The organism is Olleya sp. KKT75, assembly GCF_055635485.1.
The window spans coordinates 20,953-37,017 of record NZ_CM145759.1; the positions used below are offsets into that span (position 1 = coordinate 20,953).

Sequence of the window (16,065 nt, forward strand, 5' to 3'; positions counted from 1 at the left end):
AGAGAAAAACTAAAAACCACGCGATGTGACGATTACGTAAAACAAGACATAAAACAGAAACTAAAAGACAATGCAATCACACAAGCGTCACTTCGCGTGATTTGTGAGGCACGAGCAAATTGTATCGAGAAGCAATAAAGAGTAATCAATAAAATGAAACAAAACCTAAGCATAGTATGGCTAAAACGCGACCTTCGACTACAAGATAACGAAGCCATTACTAATGCTTTAAACTCAGGTCAACACACGCTCCTACTCTATACTTTTGAAGATTTTTTATTACAAGACAAACATTATAGCCAGCGTCATTGGGACTTTGTAAAACAATCTCTAGAAGATTTAAACGCACAATTAAAACCATACAATTCCAAAGTATTGGTTGTCCAAAATGACATCCAAAAGGTTATAAAAACCATCAACATAACTTTTAACGTCACCAACGTATTTTCTCATAAAGAAACAGGTCTTTTATCTACGTTTAAACGAGATATCGCTTTCGCGGAATTTTCGGCCAATAGCACTATTGTTTGGTTAGAAAATGACAATAATGGAGTGCAACGTGGACTAACCAACAGAAATACATGGTATCAGAATTGGGACAATTATATGATGCAAGCCGAGTTTCTGTTTCAACCGAAACCAAATCAGTTACTAAATATTAATCAGATTGAAATACTTGAATCAGAACTAAACACAATTTCCGTGAAAACGGACTACTCAAAAAAGTTCCAAAAAGGAGGCACAACAACAGGATTAAAATACATGAAATCGTTTTACAACGGACGCTATCACAATTACATGTATCACATCTCTAAACCATTAGATGCAAGAACAGGATGTAGTAGATTATCACCTTACATTGCTTGGGGAAACTTATCCATAAAACAGGTTATTAATGGCGCATCAGACGTTGTAAAGCACACCAAATACAAACGTCATTTAAATGCATTTGTATCTAGACTACGTTGGCAAGCGCATTTTATCCAAAAGTTTGAAATGGAACATCTAATGGAGTTTAAAAGTGTTAACAAAGGCTACCATCAACTTAATAAACCTGTAAATTTAAAATATCAAGAAGCTTGGAAAAATGGACAAACCGGATTTCCTTTAGTAGATGCGTGCATGCGTTGTTTAAAAGAAACTGGCTATCTAAATTTTAGAATGAGAGCTTTAGTCGTTTCATTTTTTACACATAATTTATGGCAACCTTGGCAAGATATGAGCGCGCATCTAGCAAGCTTATTTTTAGACTTCGAGCCCGGTATACATTACCCACAAATACAAATGCAAGCTGGCGAAACAGGTATTAATACTTTACGTATTTACAACCCTTTAAAAAATAGCATAGAACATGATCCTAAAGGCCAATTTATCAAAAAATGGGTTCCAGAATTGGCATGTTTAGAAGCGCCATTTATTCATAACCCTAGTCAAATGTCATATTTTGACCAGCAACTGACAGGATTTCAGTTGGGAACTGATTATCCTTACCCAATAATTGACGAGAAGCAAACCAGGACATTTGCTAGTGACACACTATGGAACATGAAAGACAATGTTTTGGTGAAAAAAGAAAGTTATCGTATCTTAAAACGACATACTTTAAGTAACAGAGCTAGAATGATTAACAACCAATAAAACATAACTACAGTAATAAAATATAATCTAATATGTTAAATTTTGTTTAACATTAATTTTAAAAGGTTAAACATTTTGTATATTTGAGTATAATATTACAAAACACATCCATTTGCTACTAAATACAACACACACTAATAACGAAAATAAGGAGCTAATTAATAACACTGTTGGACCTCCTTTTTCAATATTAGAAATGATTAAAAAAAAGGGCGTTGGATCCAAACGGATGATAGTTGACGAGGTTAGTCCAAATATGGCATCAATTTTGAACACTATTAGTGATGTTAATTACGGAAATATAGAATTAAGACCAAAAGGAATACTAATTCATGTTACCAAAGGATTACAAAACTTTACATGGATAATACCATATTATAGGTTAGTTGTGTATAAAGTGGATGGTTCTAGTATCCATTCTAACGGAAAGTTTATACATTTTAGAAACAACAAAACTTTTAAAGAAAACAAAAAGTTTTTTGATAAATTAATGACCGAAAAGATAAATTATGACGCTATATATAATGTGTCGCCAATTTAAATGAAGAAAGAATTTACTATTGAAGAAACGGACAGAATAATTGAAATGGCTTGGGAAGATCGTACACCTTTTGACGCAATTACTTTTCAATTTGGAATTAAAGAACAAGAAGTAATTACATTAATGCGTCGCGAAATGAAACCTAGTAGTTTTAGATTATGGCGCGCAAGAGTACAAGGTAGAAATACCAAGCATAGTAAAAAAAGAGTATTTGAAGATGGACGTTTTAAATGCTCTAGACAAAAACAAATAACACACAATAAAATATCTAAACGTTAGATATTTACAAAAAACTGCTTTGATTTGGCCTGTCAAACCAGATACAGCAAATAAAAAGACATAATGAATAAAGAAGAAGTATTAACAAAACAAACGAGTCAAACTTTACAAGGTTTTGATGACAACGATATTGGAGACGACCACCTATTTACTGGATTAGAAACACCTATGAAAGCTGATGCTTTCAAGCTTTCTGATCAAGAAAAAAAAGAAAGAATTGCTATTCTTTTTGAAGAAATTATGGACGTTATGGGCTTAGATTTAACAGATGATTCGTTAAAAGGTACACCCAAAAGAGTTGCCAAAATGTACATTGATGAAATATTTTCTGGATTAAACCCTCAAAATAAGCCAAAAATTGCGTTATTTGACAACAAATACCAATACAATCAAATGTTGGTGGAGAAAAATATTACTTTCTACTCCAACTGCGAGCATCACTTTGTACCAATTATAGGTAAAGCTCATGTCGCTTATATTTCTTCAGGAAAAGTAATAGGCTTATCAAAATTAAACAGAATTGTACAGTATTTCGCTAAACGTCCTCAGGTACAAGAACGCTTAACAAACCAAATAGCAGAAGAGCTAAAAGCAATATTAAAAACAGATGATGTTGCAGTTATTATTGATGCCAAACACTTATGTGTATCGTCACGAGGTATTAAAGATGAAACTTCTGCAACAGTGACGACATTTTATGGTGGACAATTTAATACACCAGAAAAAATAGCCGAATTACAAAATTATTTAAAAGATTAGCATTATGAGCATCGTAGACAAAGCAATAGAGTTTTCAGAGAGAAAACATAAGTTTATTACAACAAGCGATCGTATTCTTGCTTCAAGAGAAGCTAAAGATTTAATCCTTGGTGTAAATGAACTTTATAAGGAAAATAAAGATCCAAAATTAATGGATATTATGAAAGCCTTAACTGTTATTAAACAGAAAATTGAAAAACGATTAAAAGGAAGACCATCTGCAGCATAAGTTGTAGATAACGATCTAAATTACATATTAAGTGGTATTAATTAATAAGAGCAATCTTGTTGATACCACTTTTTTTATACCTAAAACTCAGTAAAATCATGAAAAATCTAGTAATAATTGGCGGTAGTAAAGGCATCGGAAAAGCTATTACCCAAACTTTTTTAGAAAACCACAATGTTATAAACATCAGTCGCAGTGCACCAGAATTTACACATACTAATTTAACACACCACACTTGTGACATTTTAACAGACGATTTACCAGAAATAGAACAAGTAGACACACTTATATATTGTCCAGGGAGCATAAACCTGAAACCAATTACTAGGTTAAAATTAGAAGATTTTAGAAACGATTTTGAAATAAACGTACTTGGAGCAGTAAAAGCCATACAAAAGTATATAGATCCTTTAAAAAAGGGGCAGCAACCTTCCATTGTATTGTTTAGTACGGTGGCTGCTAAATTAGGTATGCCCTTTCATGCTAGTGTTGCAGCATCTAAAAGTGCAGTAGAAGGTCTAGTAAAATCTGTAGGTGCAGAATTAGCACCAACGGTTAGAATAAATGCCATAGCGCCTACCGTTACAGATACTGAGTTAGCTTCAAAATTATTGCGCAACGATAAAATGATTGAAAATATTACAGAGCGTCATCCTCTAAAAAAGTTTTTGAACCCGCAGGAGGTAGCAGACATGGCACAATTTTTAACCTCATCTAAAGCAGCTTCAATATCAGGACAAATTTTTGAAATGGATTGTGGAATTGTAAGCTTTAAAATATAATTTATATGAATCCTTTTAAAGCATTTATTGCAACCTTATTTTCTAAAAGCAGCACAAGTATTGACCGCTCTAAACTGCCCAGTATTTATGATATCAAAATCAATAATTTACCAGGCAAACCTATAGATTTTAAAACATTTAAAGGCAAACACATTCTATTTGTAAATGTAGCTTCTAAATGTGGTTTTACACCGCAATACAAAGATTTGCAAGAGTTACAAGATAATAACCCAGATACTTTAAAAATAATAGGTGTCCCTTGCAATCAATTTGGTAGTCAAGAACCAGGAGATGCAAGCGCTATTGAAGAGTTTTGCGAAGTTAATTATGGCGTTTCGTTTTTAATTACTGAAAAGATAAAGGTTAAAGGAACTAATCAACACCCATTGTATGCTTGGCTAACTAACGTGACTAAAAATGGATCAAGCAGCTCTTCTGTTAAATGGAATTTTCAGAAGTATATGGTTAGTCCTGAAGGCCAATTACTAGATTACTACTACTCTACTACAAGTCCTAAAAGTTCAAAAATTACTAAATATTTAAAATGAAATTATTAAAACCATTACTGCTGTTTTTAATAATCAACTTTGGAGGTTTAGCCTTAGGAAGTTGGTTAATGGGCAATGGTCCTTTATCGCCTTGGTACACTAATTTAAACCAAGCTCCTTGGACACCCCCGGGCTGGGTTTTTGGTGCTGCTTGGACCATAATAATGATTTGTTTCTCTGTTTACTTAGCGCAACTATTTAGTAGTTATCGCTCTAAAAAACTGACTGTCATTTTTTGTCTGCAGTTTGTTTTAAACGTAATTTGGAACTATCTTTTTTTCAATCAACACTTAGTATTATTAGCTTTAGCTGCTATAATAGCATTAACAATTGTTATCTTTTACTTCTTTTTAAATTATAAAAAAGACATGAAAAGCAAAAGTTACTTGCTTCTGCCCTATATGATTTGGTTAATTATAGCCACTTCTTTAAATGCTTATATTTTAATTTACAATTAAAAATTTCCGTGTAAACGGTACTAAAACATATACGTTATGAAAATATATAGATTTCATAAAAAACAAAATTTACCAATCACAAAAGCGCAAGCTTGGGATTTTTTATCAGACCCTAAAAACCTAAAGACTATTACTCCTGAATATATGGGGTTTAATATCTTATCTGGTGCGGACAGACCTATGTTTGCAGGGCAGATTATTCAATATATAGTAACACCAATTTTAGGTATAAAAACCAAATGGGTAACAGAAATTACACATGTTAAAGAAGGTGAATATTTTGTGGACGAGCAACGCTTTGGACCATATGCATTATGGCATCACAAACATTTTATCAAAGCGATTGATGGCGGTGTTGAAATGGAAGATATTATCGATTACAAAATACCAATGGGAATTTTAGGACAACTCATGCATCCCATTTTAGTGAAACCTAAATTGGAAGAAATTTTTAATCATAGAACAGTTAAACTAGAAAAACTTTTCGGAAAGTATTAGCACATGACAACACCTATTAACATATTTTGGTTTAGACGCGATTTGAGGCTAGAAGATAATGTGGGGCTTTATAATGCCTTGCAATCCGAGCTGCCTGTATTACCTATTTTTATTTTTGATAAAGACATTTTAGAACAACTGCCAGAAGACGATGCGCGGGTTTCTTTTATTTTTGAATCTCTTCAAAATATGCGCAATACATTACAAAAAAAGTATAACAGTAGTCTTGCCATGTATTACGGTACACCGGAAAGTGTTTTTGAAGCTCTAATACAATCTTATAACATTGATACGGTCTTTACAAATCATGATTATGAGCCTTACGCAACTACACGTGATAACAGTATGAAAGCCAAATTATCTAAAAACGACATACATTTTAAAACTTTTAAGGATCAAGTTATTTTTGAAAAAGACGAAGTTGTTAAAAAGGATGGTAAACCTTATATGGTTTATACGCCATACATGCGTGTTTGGAAAGAAACATTTAAAGCACAAGCACTTAAAATATACGATACCAATAAACTTTTAGAGAACATAGTTAAAGAGGTTAATCTACCCAATCTAACATTATCTGATATTGGTTTTAAAAAAGCGTCTCAAAAAATAGAAGATTACACGGTAACACCAACTTTAATTCAAAATTATGAGGAGACAAGAAATTTTCCTGCTCAGGATTCTACATCAAAATTAGGACCGCACTTAAGATTCGGAACTGTTAGTGTAAGACAAATGGTTAAAAAGGCAATTGCTGAACAAAATGAGATTTTTTGGCAAGAATTAATTTGGCGAGAGTTTTTTATGCAAATTTTGTGGCATTTTCCACATACGCACAAAGATGCATTTAAATCTAAATATGACCGCATTGTGTGGCGTAATAATGAAGATGAATTTAAGGCATGGTGCGAAGGTAAGACTGGCTATCCCCTAGTTGATGCAGGAATGCGACAACTTAATCAAACTGGTTTTATGCACAATCGTGTACGTATGTTGGTTGGTAGTTTTTTATGTAAACACCTATTAATAGATTGGCGATGGGGAGAAGCTTATTTTGCTGAAAAACTACATGATTATGATATGTCTAGCAATGTTGGTAACTGGCAATGGGTTGCAGGATCCGGAGTAGATGCTTCTCCGTACTTTAGAATATTTAATCCGACTACACAAATTGACAAATTTGATAAACAGCATAAGTACCTCAACCAATGGGTTCCTGATTATCAAGAATTAACATATCCAAAACCTATTGTAGAGCACAAAATGGCGCGTGAGCGTTGCTTAAAAGTCTATAAAGAAGCGGTTAGTTAAATCTTAGCGCTTTGTTAATACTAGCTTAATATACTGGTTTTTAATTTTTTACTATCTTTAAGTAAACAAAACAACTAAAAATCATGAATACAAAAGACGTCGCTCAAAAATGGGCAAATTTGTGCAGAGCAGGTAAAAACTTAGAATGTATTACAGAGCTGTACGCAGATAATGTAGTAAGTAAAGAGATGCCCGGTATGCCAGGCGAATTAATTACGGGTAAACAAAATGTTTGGAACAAAAGTAAAGAGTGGCTAGAAAGCGTTGAAGATTTTCATGCCAGCGAAATTGGAGAACCTATTGTAGCCGGAAACTTCTTTACAGCAAAAATGAGCTTTGATTGCACCTTCAAAGCACGTGGAAGACAACAAATGGAAGAAGTCTGCGTATATGAGGTTAAAAATGGCAAAATAGCCAGCGAACAGTACTTTTATAACATGGGAGAATAACTCCTTATTTAAATAACGACACAAAAAAAAAGCTTCAATTAATATTGAAGCTTTTTTTATATAATTTTATACTATTCTAGTTTCCTTCTAAACGTTCAATTTTAGCTCCAATAGCTTGTAAACGTTCTACTATTTTTTGGTAACCTCTATCAATTTGTTCAATATTATGTATTGTACTTGTCCCTTTAGCAGATAATGCTGCAATTAATAAAGAGATTCCTGCTCTAATATCAGGAGACACCATTGTTGTTGCTTTTAACTGTGACGTAAAATCATGTCCCATAACTGTAGCTCTGTGCGGATCACAAAGTATTATTTTTGCTCCCATATCGATTAGCTTATCCACAAAAAACAAACGACTTTCAAACATCTTTTGATGTACTAAAACTTCTCCTTTTGCTTGTGTAGCAACTACTAAAACAATACTTAATAAATCTGGAGTAAACCCAGGCCAAGGTGCATCTGCAATGGTTAAAATAGAACCATCAATATAATTTTGTATTTGATAACCGTCCTTATGTGCTGGTATATAAATATCATCTCCTTTTCTCTCGACAGTAATTCCTAGTTTTCTAAACACATTTGGTATCTGACCTAAATCATCCCAACTTACGTTTTTAATAGTCAGCTCACTTTTAGTCATAGCTGCTAAACCAATCCAACTACCAATCTCAATCATATCCGGAAGCATTGTATGCTCTGTCCCTCCTAAACTATCAACCCCTTCAATGGTTAATAAATTAGAGCCAACACCAGATATTTTTGCTCCCATTCTATTCAGCATTTTACATAATTGCTGTAAGTAAGGTTCGCAAGCTGCATTATAAATAGTAGTAATACCTTCTGCTAAGACAGCAGCCATTACAATATTTGCAGTACCTGTTACAGAAGCTTCGTCTAAAAGCATATCTGTACCAATAAGCTTATCGGCCTCTACACCGTAAAAATAGTCTTCACGATTGTATCTAAATTTCGCTCCTAAGTTGATAAACCCTTCAAAGTGAGTATCTAATCTACGACGTCCAATTTTATCACCTCCTGGCTTTGGGATGTATCCTTTACCAAAACGTGCTAATAATGGTCCAACCATCATAATAGATCCTCTAAGCCCACTACCCTCTTTTTTAAAATCGGCAGTTTGCATATAATCTAAGTTAATCTCGTCTGCTTGAAAAGAATAAGATTCTTCTTTTAACTTTTTAACCTTAACACCTAAATTTCCTAAAAGTGTTATTAACTTATTAATATCAATAATATCAGGAATATTATTTATGGTTACTTTTTCTGGAGTTAGTAAAACTGCACAAAGTATTTGTAATGCTTCGTTTTTTGCGCCTTGAGGCTGGATGTCTCCTTTTAATTGGTGACCACCTTCAATTTTAAATGTTCCCATAAATTATGCTTAATATCTTTTTCGGTTTCGGTTTAAGTTGTTGCTTTTTTTGTGGTTGGATGTTTTCTTACTGTTAGTATTACTAGCGTATTTTTTACCACTTGACGCTTTCATTAATCGACCAGAATCTGTTAAACTTTCTTCAGAATCTTTTAAATTAATTTTACCGTCAGACAATTCGAATAAATGGTTAAAAATCACGTAATCTTCTACGGTATCTTTATTCCAATTTAAAAAACACTTTTTCATGTGGTTAGCAATGGTGTACGTCAATGCTTCCTTCATCTCACCATCTTCCCATGTGTTTGCCACGTCAATCATTGTTTTTATGTTATTACCATAAAAACGGTATTTCGGAAAATTCTGTGGATACTCTAAAGGTTGAGGACGCTCTGACAATTCTTCTTCAGACGGTGCTCCATAAGGAGAATCTGCATCTAATTCAAAATTAGCCATGATAAATAACTGATCCCAAAGTTTGTGTTGGAAATCTGCAACATCACGCAAATGCGGTTGCATATTACCCATAACAGCTATAATAGATTTTGCTAATTTATTACGCTCCTCTTTGGTTTCTTGTATTTTAGCATGATTAATCATTTTTTGAATATGGCGTCCATACTCTGGAATAATTAAATGCTCACGCTCTGTGTTGTACTCTATGTCGTCTATCAAAATAAAAAAAGTGTAGAATTTATAAGTGTTGCATCGAAGTTTCTAATGCATGTGCAAAATACAAAAAAAATCTAAAGACTTATCACGCCTTCTACTTTTTCTGCAACTTCTAGATATTTTTCTACAACATGATCCGGATTATTCATTGTAACGCTTATAGAAACACTAGTATATTTACCATTACTAGATTCTTTTGTTCTAATTACTGCGCCCATATTATCAAAGATAGCTTCAATTTCGGCTATTTTTTGCAAATCGGATAACACTATAAATTTATATAAATACTCATTCGGCCACGTTGCTGTGTCCGCTAATTGTGCTTTTAATTTTGCGTAAAATTCTTCTGGATTTGGTGTCTTATTCATGCCTATTTAGTAAGCAACAAATATACCATTTTGTTTAGATTTTTTTTTAATGAATTAATTTCGGATTTTTACAAATAAATTATTCTCATTTGAAAGCAAAAAAAATAGTTATTACAGGAGGCCCAAGTACCGGAAAGTCGGCAATTATAGACGAATTAACTAAACGTGGCTACACCTGTTACGAAGAAATATCCCGTCAAGTTACCCTTGAAGCAAGAGAAAAAGGCATTGACCAGATGTTTTTGACTGAGCCTTTATTATTTAGCGAACTATTATTAAAAGGACGCGAACAACAATATAAAGACGCAGTAAATAGTGATAGCGAATTTGTGTTTTTGGACAGAGGTGTGCCTGACGTTGTGGCATACATGGATTATGCAGACGAAAAATACCCAGATAATTTTATTAATTCTTGTAAAGAAAACATTTATGACTATGTTTTTATTTTAGCGCCTTGGCAAGAAATTTATAAAAGTGATGCTGTACGATACGAAAGCTTTGAACAAGCAAAAATTATACATCAAAACCTATTAGAATCCTACCAAAAATACGACTACAATTTACAAGATGTCCCTTTTGGAAGTATTGAAACTAGAGCACAGCATATTTTAGATGTGGTTAAAGCATTATAAATGGCGCATCCAATAAACATATTAGAGCGTTATTGGAAATTTACAGCATTTAGACCTTTGCAAGAAGAGATTATAAATGCTGTGATTAATAATGAAGACACCTTTGCCCTATTACCAACGGGTGGTGGTAAAAGTGTCTGTTTTCAGATTCCGGCATTAGCTAAAGAAGGGATTTGTATTGTCATTTCGCCTTTAGTTGCATTAATGAAAGACCAAGTAAATGCACTTCAAAATAAGGGTATAAAAGCTTTAGCGTTAACTAGCGGAATCCCTAACAGAGAAATTGACACACTTTTAGACAATTGCATTTACGGAAACTACAAGTTTTTATACTTGTCTCCAGAACGATTGCAACAAGAATTGGTACAAGATCGTATTAGACAAATGAATGTTAACCTTATTGCGGTTGACGAAGCCCATTGTATTAGTCAATGGGGAAACGATTTTAGACCAGCTTACAAAAACATTAATATTTTACGTCAATTACACCCCACAGTAAATGTAATTGCTTTAACTGCCAGTGCCACACCAGAAGTGGTGGAAGATATTATTACGGAGTTGGACTTTATTAGTCCAAAGGTTTTTAAACAATCTTTTTACAGACCAAATATTGCATATATGGTTTTTAATGAAGAAGATAAATATTTTAGACTGGAAGCTATTTTAAAAAAGAATCCACAACCGTCTATTATTTATGTCAGAAATCGACGATTAACACTTGAAATCACTCAATATTTAGAGCAAAAAAACATTAGTAGTACCTATTATCATGGTGGATTAAATAACGCTACAAAAGACCAACACTTAAAAGACTGGCTGGCAAGTAAAAAGCAAGTTATGGTAGCTACCAATGCTTTTGGAATGGGAATTGATAAATCTGATGTAAAGACAGTTATTCATATCAATTTACCTGACAGTATTGAAAGTTATTTTCAAGAAGCAGGGCGTGCTGGACGTGATGAGAACAAAGCATATGCCGTTATTTTAAAAAATAAAAATGATGATAATGCTTTAAATAATCAGTTTCTAAAAGTACTACCAACCGTAGACTTTGTAAAAGTGGTTTACAGAAAATTATGTAGTTACTTCCAAGTCTCTTATGGAGAAGGTGCTTATCAAACCTTTGATTTTAATTTTAACGATTTTTGTAAAGCTTATAAATTTAATACCGTTACCACTTATAATGCACTAAACATATTAGACAACACAAGTATTATTACACTTAGCAAACAGTTTAATAAGCGTATTGAAGTTCAGTTTTTAGTATCAAGTAATACACTTTTTAAATATTTAGAGTCACATAGAGATTTTGAAGTTATAATAAAATCAATATTAAGAACCTATGGCGGAATTTTTGAGCATGTTACAAAAATAAACAGTAGCCTAGTTTCTGACAAAGCATCTGTTAAGGAATTTAGACTCCTTAGCGTGTTAGAACAATTAGAAAAAGACGAAGTCATATCGCTTAAAATAAACAAAACAGATGCGCAGATTACTTTTATTGAACCTCGTGAAGACGAAAAAACAATAAACCGTATCGCATCAATAATAGAGCAACAAAATAAGTTAAAGCAAAAACAGGTTAAAGCGGTATTAGATTACGTTAATAATGACCAAATTTGCAAGAGCATGCAGTTACTAACTTACTTTGGAGAAAAAGAAGTTAGTCCCTGTGGGATTTGCTCCGTTTGTATTTCCGCGAAAGCGAAACCCAAAACGGATTTAAAAATTACAAAAAACAAAATAATTGAAACTTTAGAGTTTGGAGAACAAACTTCAAAAGCGTTATTTAAGCTATTACCTTTTAACGAAATAGATATAAATAACACCTTAAAAATACTATTGGAAGATGATATCATAGTGATAACAAAAACAAATAGCTACAAATTAAAACACATATGAATAAAGACATAAAGATTGTATTTATGGGTACACCTGATTTTGCTGTAACCACACTAAAAACTATTTTAGAACATAATTACAATGTCGTTGGTGTTATAACCGCACCAGACAAACCTGCTGGACGTGGACGTAAATTAAATGAGTCTGCTGTAAAAGTATTTGCTAAAGAAAAAGGACTAAATATACTGCAACCTACCAATCTAAAAAGTGAAGCCTTTTTGGAAGAGCTAAAAGCTTTAGAGGCTAATTTGCAAATTATCGTAGCGTTTAGAATGTTACCTAAAGTAGTTTGGGACATGCCGGAACATGGTACCTTTAATCTTCATGCGTCACTTTTACCAAACTATCGTGGTGCTGCACCAATAAACTGGGCTGTTATTAATGGTGAAACAATAACTGGTGTCTCTACTTTTTTTATTGATGAAAAAATTGATACTGGAGCAATGATCTTACAACAAGAAATAGAGATTGACCCTATTGAAAACGCCGGTAGTCTTCATGACAAATTAATGAACACAGGAAGTCACCTTGTAATAGATACTATTAAGCTAATTGAAACTGGAGAGGTAACCACAACACCACAACCCGAAGATGCTGTATCTAAAACAGCCTATAAGCTAAATAGAGACAATTGTAAAATAGATTTTACGGACACTATTGATAATATATATAATAAGATTCGTGGTTTAAGCCCATATCCAGCTGCTTGGTGCGAATTATTAAATAATAACGAAGTCTTAGATATTAAAATTTATAAAGCTGAAAAAGAAATAGAAGCACACAATTTAGAAACAGGAACTATTATTAGTGACAAATCAACACTTAAAGTAGCTGTAAAAGAAGGCTTTATAAAAATACTAGAATTGAAACTTCCTGGAAAACGCAATATGGATGTAAAATCACTTTTAAACGGTTATCGTTTTGATGAAGACTCAAAACTTCGCTAAACCCTTATTATCATTGATATTGTTATAAAACACAAAAAAACAAGTGTCTTTATTAACAAATGTCAAAAGTTATTAACAAATCAACGCATTTCCCTTGCTATTACTTGCATAGTAGCATAATCCGTATAAATTTGTAAAAGGATTTAACAAAAACTGTTAATCAACTATTTATTAATAATAAAAATTAAAATTATGAACAAAACAGATTTAATCGATGCAATGGCAGAACACGCAGGAATTACTAAAGCAGCTTCTAAGAAAGCTTTAGAATGTGCGTTAATCGAAATAGAAGGAGCGTTACAAAAAGGTAACAGAGTTTCTTTAGTAGGTTTTGGTTCTTGGTCAGTATCTAAAAGAGCTGCTAGAGACGGAAGAAATCCTCAAACTGGAAAAACTATCAAAATCAAAGCTAAAAACGTTGTAAAGTTTAAAGCTGGTTCTGATTTAGCAAATGCTGTAAACTAGTATTTGTTTAAAATAACTTCAAAAAGCCTTCAGAAATGAAGGCTTTTTTTATTTTATATAGCATTTATTATTGTGTATTACATAAATATATGCTACATTTAAAAAACAAATCCTTTTAAAATGACTACAACCAAACCAAAAAAGGGTGACTTATTAATTGCAGAGCCTTCTATTATTGGAGATGTATCTTTTAATAGATCAATAGTACTACTAACTGATTATAATGCAGAGGGTGCTATTGGTTTTATTTTAAACAAGCCCTTAAACTACACTATTAGTGATCTAATACCAGAATTAGACGCGTCTTTTAAAGTCTACAATGGTGGACCTGTAGAACAAGACAACCTATACTTTATACACAAACGTCCAGATTTAATACCAAATAGCGTAGAGATATCCTTAGGTATATATTGGGGTGGTGATTTTACTATTGTAGCTGATCTTATTGCAGAAAATAAAATAACTACAAACGACATCAAATTCTTTTTAGGGTATTCCGGTTGGGATAGTAACCAGTTAGAAACCGAATTAAAATCAAATGCGTGGGTGGTTACTAAAAACACCTACAAAAAAGATATTATAGAAAAAAGCTACGAAACCTTCTGGAAAGAAAAAATGGTCGAGTTAGGTGGTGATTATTCTATTTGGTCTAATGCACCAGAAAACCCAAGCTATAATTAAACTAATATTAGCCTAATCTTACTTTTACATTTAACTTTTGAAGTAGCATTTTTGCTACATCATTTTTAAATTCTTTTTTTCTATACTTTGTTATGGACTGAATACCTTTTATAACATTAGTAGTAAATAACTCGTCAGCTTTTTGTAATTCAAAAGGAGAGATTGATGTTTCTTCTAAACTGTAATCAGGAAGTAATTTAATAATTTCCATGATTTGCTTTCTTAAAATACCTTTAAGACAGCCATCAGATAAAGGTGGCGTTTTGATTGTAGTCCCTTTTACCAAAAACAAATTACCATTAAGCGCTTCTACAACACTTTTATTAGTATTTATTAGTAGACAATTATCTAATCTATTCTCTTTAGCAAAGATACTTCCAATAACGTTTATCACTTTATTGTTAGACTTAAGCGTAGACATTAAACTTGGCGATAAATAATGATCCTTATAAAGGTCTACTTCGTATTTGTCTTCATTTAAAAGATAAAAATCCTCATCAATAGCTTTAACACTAATAATAAAATTAACATCATTAGACTCTGGTAAATATAATCCACCTTCTACTCTATCAATTTGTATTTTAACACGACCAGATTGTGACAATAAATTATTAGCCTCTAAAGTGCGTTTAATTTGCGCTTCTAAAAACTCCATTGTAAAGTTCATCGGAATTTCCATACGTAATATTCGCATAGACGCCATTAACCTAAAATAATGATCTTCAAAAAATAATAATTTACCATGTACCGCCTTGATGGTTTCAAAAAGTCCATCACCGTATGAGTAACCACGATTATTGTTAGAGATTACTGTATTATCTTCTTGAAGTATTCCGTTAAAATTTATCATAAAAAAAGTCCCATTTTTCAATGGGACAAATATACTTTAAATGTATTTATTTTTAAGCAGAACCTATAACTTGTTTTAAATCTGAAATCTGATTTGTCCAAAGCATTTTAGCTTCCTCTACTTCATCTTCTTCTGCAAAATCTGTTACAATAATTGAAACATCTTTAGTTATTTCGTCTACTTGAATCTTGATTTCAAAATAATATGGCGCGTCTTCATCCACTAACCATCTAAATTTAATGCGTTCTCCTGATTTTTTTGTTAGTAATTTAGCTTGTTCTTCAGATCCATCCCATATAAACTTGAAAAGCTCACCTCGCGAATTTACATTGTCTGCAAACCACTCTGACAACCCTGAAGGCGTAGATATATATTGGTATAGTAATGATGGAGAAGCGTGGACAACAAACTCCATTTCGTACTTTATTTTATCTTCCATTTAATTGTAATCTTGTGTTTTTTAATTAGTCCAATATATACATTAATTAATAAGTTTAGAAAACATTTTAAAAAAAAATTTATTTTTACAATTATGTTTGCACACATCAATATTGTTTATATATTTGCACTCTCAAAAAATATGGCGAGGTAGCTCAGTTGGTTAGAGCGTTGGATTCATAACCCAGAGGTCACGAGTTCAAATCTCGTTCTCGCTACAAGAAAGAC

21 protein-coding genes and 1 tRNA gene are annotated in these 16,065 nt (G+C 32.4%); 17 read left to right on the forward strand and 5 right to left on the reverse strand.

What is annotated here, in order from left to right:
* Positions 1 to 153: 153 nt before the first annotated feature.
* The 11 genes from ACZ2G2_RS00120 to ACZ2G2_RS00170 all read left to right on the forward strand — a co-directional run bounded on the left by ACZ2G2_RS00120 (position 154) and on the right by ACZ2G2_RS00170 (position 7,489).
* Entirely contained in the window at positions 154 to 1,638 is a 1,485-nt protein-coding gene (locus tag ACZ2G2_RS00120; protein WP_470393317.1) for a cryptochrome/deoxyribodipyrimidine photo-lyase family protein, read from the forward strand.
* A 112-nt stretch (positions 1,639 to 1,750) separates the two neighbouring features.
* Complete coding sequence (locus tag ACZ2G2_RS00125; protein ID WP_090840607.1) at positions 1,751 to 2,179, forward strand: hypothetical protein; 429 nt, start codon at positions 1,751 to 1,753, stop codon at positions 2,177 to 2,179.
* On the forward strand, positions 2,180 to 2,458 hold the full coding sequence (locus tag ACZ2G2_RS00130; RefSeq protein WP_090840609.1) for a TIGR03643 family protein: 279 nt from the start codon (positions 2,180 to 2,182) through the stop codon (positions 2,456 to 2,458). It abuts the gene before it with no gap.
* 63 nt (positions 2,459 to 2,521) lie between these two features.
* The gene (folE, locus tag ACZ2G2_RS00135) at positions 2,522 to 3,217 is read left to right on the forward strand and encodes a GTP cyclohydrolase I FolE (RefSeq protein ID WP_101202706.1); all 696 of its coding nucleotides are present in this window, start codon (positions 2,522 to 2,524) and stop codon (positions 3,215 to 3,217) included.
* A 4-nt stretch (positions 3,218 to 3,221) separates the two neighbouring features.
* Positions 3,222 to 3,446, forward strand: a complete 225-nt coding sequence (locus ACZ2G2_RS00140; protein ID WP_090840613.1) for a hypothetical protein — start codon at positions 3,222 to 3,224, stop codon at positions 3,444 to 3,446.
* 98 nt (positions 3,447 to 3,544) lie between these two features.
* A complete protein-coding gene (locus ACZ2G2_RS00145; protein WP_470393319.1) occupies positions 3,545 to 4,228 on the forward strand; it encodes an SDR family NAD(P)-dependent oxidoreductase in 684 nt (227 codons plus the stop codon).
* A gap of 5 nt (positions 4,229 to 4,233) precedes the next feature.
* Positions 4,234 to 4,776, forward strand: coding sequence for a glutathione peroxidase (locus ACZ2G2_RS00150; protein ID WP_470393320.1), 543 nt, complete (start codon positions 4,234 to 4,236; stop codon positions 4,774 to 4,776).
* On the forward strand, positions 4,773 to 5,234 hold the full coding sequence (locus ACZ2G2_RS00155; RefSeq protein WP_470393322.1) for a TspO/MBR family protein: 462 nt from the start codon (positions 4,773 to 4,775) through the stop codon (positions 5,232 to 5,234). Before ACZ2G2_RS00150 ends, ACZ2G2_RS00155 begins: the two co-directional genes overlap by 4 nt.
* A 36-nt stretch (positions 5,235 to 5,270) precedes the next feature.
* Positions 5,271 to 5,732 carry an SRPBCC family protein gene (locus ACZ2G2_RS00160; RefSeq protein ID WP_272022885.1) on the forward strand — a complete coding sequence of 154 codons (462 nt, stop codon included), beginning with the start codon at positions 5,271 to 5,273 and terminating at the stop codon, positions 5,730 to 5,732.
* A 3-nt stretch (positions 5,733 to 5,735) separates the two neighbouring features.
* Positions 5,736 to 7,040 carry a cryptochrome/photolyase family protein gene (locus ACZ2G2_RS00165; protein WP_470393324.1) on the forward strand — a complete coding sequence of 435 codons (1,305 nt, stop codon included), beginning with the start codon at positions 5,736 to 5,738 and terminating at the stop codon, positions 7,038 to 7,040.
* An 83-nt stretch (positions 7,041 to 7,123) separates the two neighbouring features.
* The gene (locus ACZ2G2_RS00170) at positions 7,124 to 7,489 is read left to right on the forward strand and encodes a nuclear transport factor 2 family protein (RefSeq protein WP_090840627.1); all 366 of its coding nucleotides are present in this window, start codon (positions 7,124 to 7,126) and stop codon (positions 7,487 to 7,489) included.
* A 76-nt stretch (positions 7,490 to 7,565) separates the two neighbouring features.
* Here the strand turns inward: ACZ2G2_RS00170 and murA are convergent, their stop codons facing one another.
* The 3 genes from murA to ACZ2G2_RS00185 form a co-directional block, all read right to left on the reverse strand.
* A complete protein-coding gene (gene murA, locus ACZ2G2_RS00175) occupies positions 7,566 to 8,882 on the reverse strand; it encodes a UDP-N-acetylglucosamine 1-carboxyvinyltransferase (protein ID WP_470393326.1) in 1,317 nt (438 codons plus the stop codon).
* Between the two features lie 9 nt (positions 8,883 to 8,891).
* The gene (locus ACZ2G2_RS00180) at positions 8,892 to 9,557 is read right to left on the reverse strand and encodes a DUF4290 domain-containing protein (RefSeq protein WP_470393328.1); all 666 of its coding nucleotides are present in this window, start codon (positions 9,555 to 9,557) and stop codon (positions 8,892 to 8,894) included.
* A 71-nt stretch (positions 9,558 to 9,628) separates the two neighbouring features.
* Entirely contained in the window at positions 9,629 to 9,922 is a 294-nt protein-coding gene (locus ACZ2G2_RS00185) for a DUF493 family protein (RefSeq protein WP_470393329.1), read from the reverse strand.
* A gap of 89 nt (positions 9,923 to 10,011) precedes the next feature.
* Here ACZ2G2_RS00185 and ACZ2G2_RS00190 point away from each other — a divergent pair, with 89 nt between their 5' ends.
* The 5 genes from ACZ2G2_RS00190 to ACZ2G2_RS00210 all read left to right on the forward strand — a co-directional run bounded on the left by ACZ2G2_RS00190 (position 10,012) and on the right by ACZ2G2_RS00210 (position 14,549).
* Complete coding sequence (locus ACZ2G2_RS00190; RefSeq protein ID WP_101202715.1) at positions 10,012 to 10,554, forward strand: AAA family ATPase; 543 nt, start codon at positions 10,012 to 10,014, stop codon at positions 10,552 to 10,554.
* The gene (locus ACZ2G2_RS00195) at positions 10,555 to 12,456 is read left to right on the forward strand and encodes a RecQ family ATP-dependent DNA helicase (protein ID WP_470393331.1); all 1,902 of its coding nucleotides are present in this window, start codon (positions 10,555 to 10,557) and stop codon (positions 12,454 to 12,456) included.
* Complete coding sequence (fmt, locus tag ACZ2G2_RS00200) at positions 12,453 to 13,403, forward strand: methionyl-tRNA formyltransferase (protein WP_272022879.1); 951 nt, start codon at positions 12,453 to 12,455, stop codon at positions 13,401 to 13,403. The genes ACZ2G2_RS00195 and fmt overlap by 4 nt, the downstream gene beginning before the upstream one ends.
* Before the next feature lie 192 nt (positions 13,404 to 13,595).
* Positions 13,596 to 13,868: an HU family DNA-binding protein gene (locus ACZ2G2_RS00205; protein WP_090840641.1), complete on the forward strand. Its 273-nt coding sequence runs from the start codon at positions 13,596 to 13,598 to the stop codon at positions 13,866 to 13,868.
* Between the two features lie 120 nt (positions 13,869 to 13,988).
* Positions 13,989 to 14,549, forward strand: coding sequence for a YqgE/AlgH family protein (locus ACZ2G2_RS00210; RefSeq protein WP_090840643.1), 561 nt, complete (start codon positions 13,989 to 13,991; stop codon positions 14,547 to 14,549).
* Between the two features lie 7 nt (positions 14,550 to 14,556).
* Here ACZ2G2_RS00210 and ACZ2G2_RS00215 read toward each other — a convergent pair whose 3' ends face one another.
* Both ACZ2G2_RS00215 and ACZ2G2_RS00220 read right to left on the reverse strand, forming a co-directional pair.
* Entirely contained in the window at positions 14,557 to 15,399 is an 843-nt protein-coding gene (locus ACZ2G2_RS00215) for an aminotransferase class IV (protein ID WP_470393333.1), read from the reverse strand.
* Positions 15,400 to 15,451: 52 nt separating this feature from the next.
* On the reverse strand, positions 15,452 to 15,838 hold the full coding sequence (locus tag ACZ2G2_RS00220; protein ID WP_090840647.1) for an START-like domain-containing protein: 387 nt from the start codon (positions 15,836 to 15,838) through the stop codon (positions 15,452 to 15,454).
* 143 nt (positions 15,839 to 15,981) lie between these two features.
* Between ACZ2G2_RS00220 and ACZ2G2_RS00225 the strand changes: the two genes are divergently transcribed.
* Positions 15,982 to 16,055, forward strand: a tRNA-Met gene (locus tag ACZ2G2_RS00225).
* Positions 16,056 to 16,065: the final 10 nt, after the last annotated feature.

Bases quoted from the DNA above. Each gene is read 5' to 3' on its own strand.
- ACZ2G2_RS00120 (WP_470393317.1), top strand. From the start codon at position 154: ATGAAACAAAACCTAAGCATAGTATGGCTAAAACGCGACCTTCGACTA.
- ACZ2G2_RS00130 (WP_090840609.1), top strand. From the start codon at position 2,180: ATGAAGAAAGAATTTACTATTGAAGAAACGGACAGAATAATTGAAATG.
- folE (WP_101202706.1), top strand. From the start codon at position 2,522: ATGAATAAAGAAGAAGTATTAACAAAACAAACGAGTCAAACTTTACAA.
- ACZ2G2_RS00140 (WP_090840613.1), top strand. From the start codon at position 3,222: ATGAGCATCGTAGACAAAGCAATAGAGTTTTCAGAGAGAAAACATAAG.
- ACZ2G2_RS00145 (WP_470393319.1), top strand. From the start codon at position 3,545: ATGAAAAATCTAGTAATAATTGGCGGTAGTAAAGGCATCGGAAAAGCT.
- ACZ2G2_RS00150 (WP_470393320.1), top strand. From the start codon at position 4,234: ATGAATCCTTTTAAAGCATTTATTGCAACCTTATTTTCTAAAAGCAGC.
- ACZ2G2_RS00155 (WP_470393322.1), top strand. From the start codon at position 4,773: ATGAAATTATTAAAACCATTACTGCTGTTTTTAATAATCAACTTTGGA.
- ACZ2G2_RS00160 (WP_272022885.1), top strand. From the start codon at position 5,271: ATGAAAATATATAGATTTCATAAAAAACAAAATTTACCAATCACAAAA.
- ACZ2G2_RS00165 (WP_470393324.1), top strand. From the start codon at position 5,736: ATGACAACACCTATTAACATATTTTGGTTTAGACGCGATTTGAGGCTA.
- ACZ2G2_RS00170 (WP_090840627.1), top strand. From the start codon at position 7,124: ATGAATACAAAAGACGTCGCTCAAAAATGGGCAAATTTGTGCAGAGCA.
- murA (WP_470393326.1), bottom strand. From the start codon at position 8,882: ATGGGAACATTTAAAATTGAAGGTGGTCACCAATTAAAAGGAGACATC.
- ACZ2G2_RS00185 (WP_470393329.1), bottom strand. From the start codon at position 9,922: ATGAATAAGACACCAAATCCAGAAGAATTTTACGCAAAATTAAAAGCA.
- ACZ2G2_RS00195 (WP_470393331.1), top strand. From the start codon at position 10,555: ATGGCGCATCCAATAAACATATTAGAGCGTTATTGGAAATTTACAGCA.
- fmt (WP_272022879.1), top strand. From the start codon at position 12,453: ATGAATAAAGACATAAAGATTGTATTTATGGGTACACCTGATTTTGCT.
- ACZ2G2_RS00205 (WP_090840641.1), top strand. From the start codon at position 13,596: ATGAACAAAACAGATTTAATCGATGCAATGGCAGAACACGCAGGAATT.
- ACZ2G2_RS00210 (WP_090840643.1), top strand. From the start codon at position 13,989: ATGACTACAACCAAACCAAAAAAGGGTGACTTATTAATTGCAGAGCCT.
- ACZ2G2_RS00215 (WP_470393333.1), bottom strand. From the start codon at position 15,399: ATGATAAATTTTAACGGAATACTTCAAGAAGATAATACAGTAATCTCT.
- ACZ2G2_RS00220 (WP_090840647.1), bottom strand. From the start codon at position 15,838: ATGGAAGATAAAATAAAGTACGAAATGGAGTTTGTTGTCCACGCTTCT.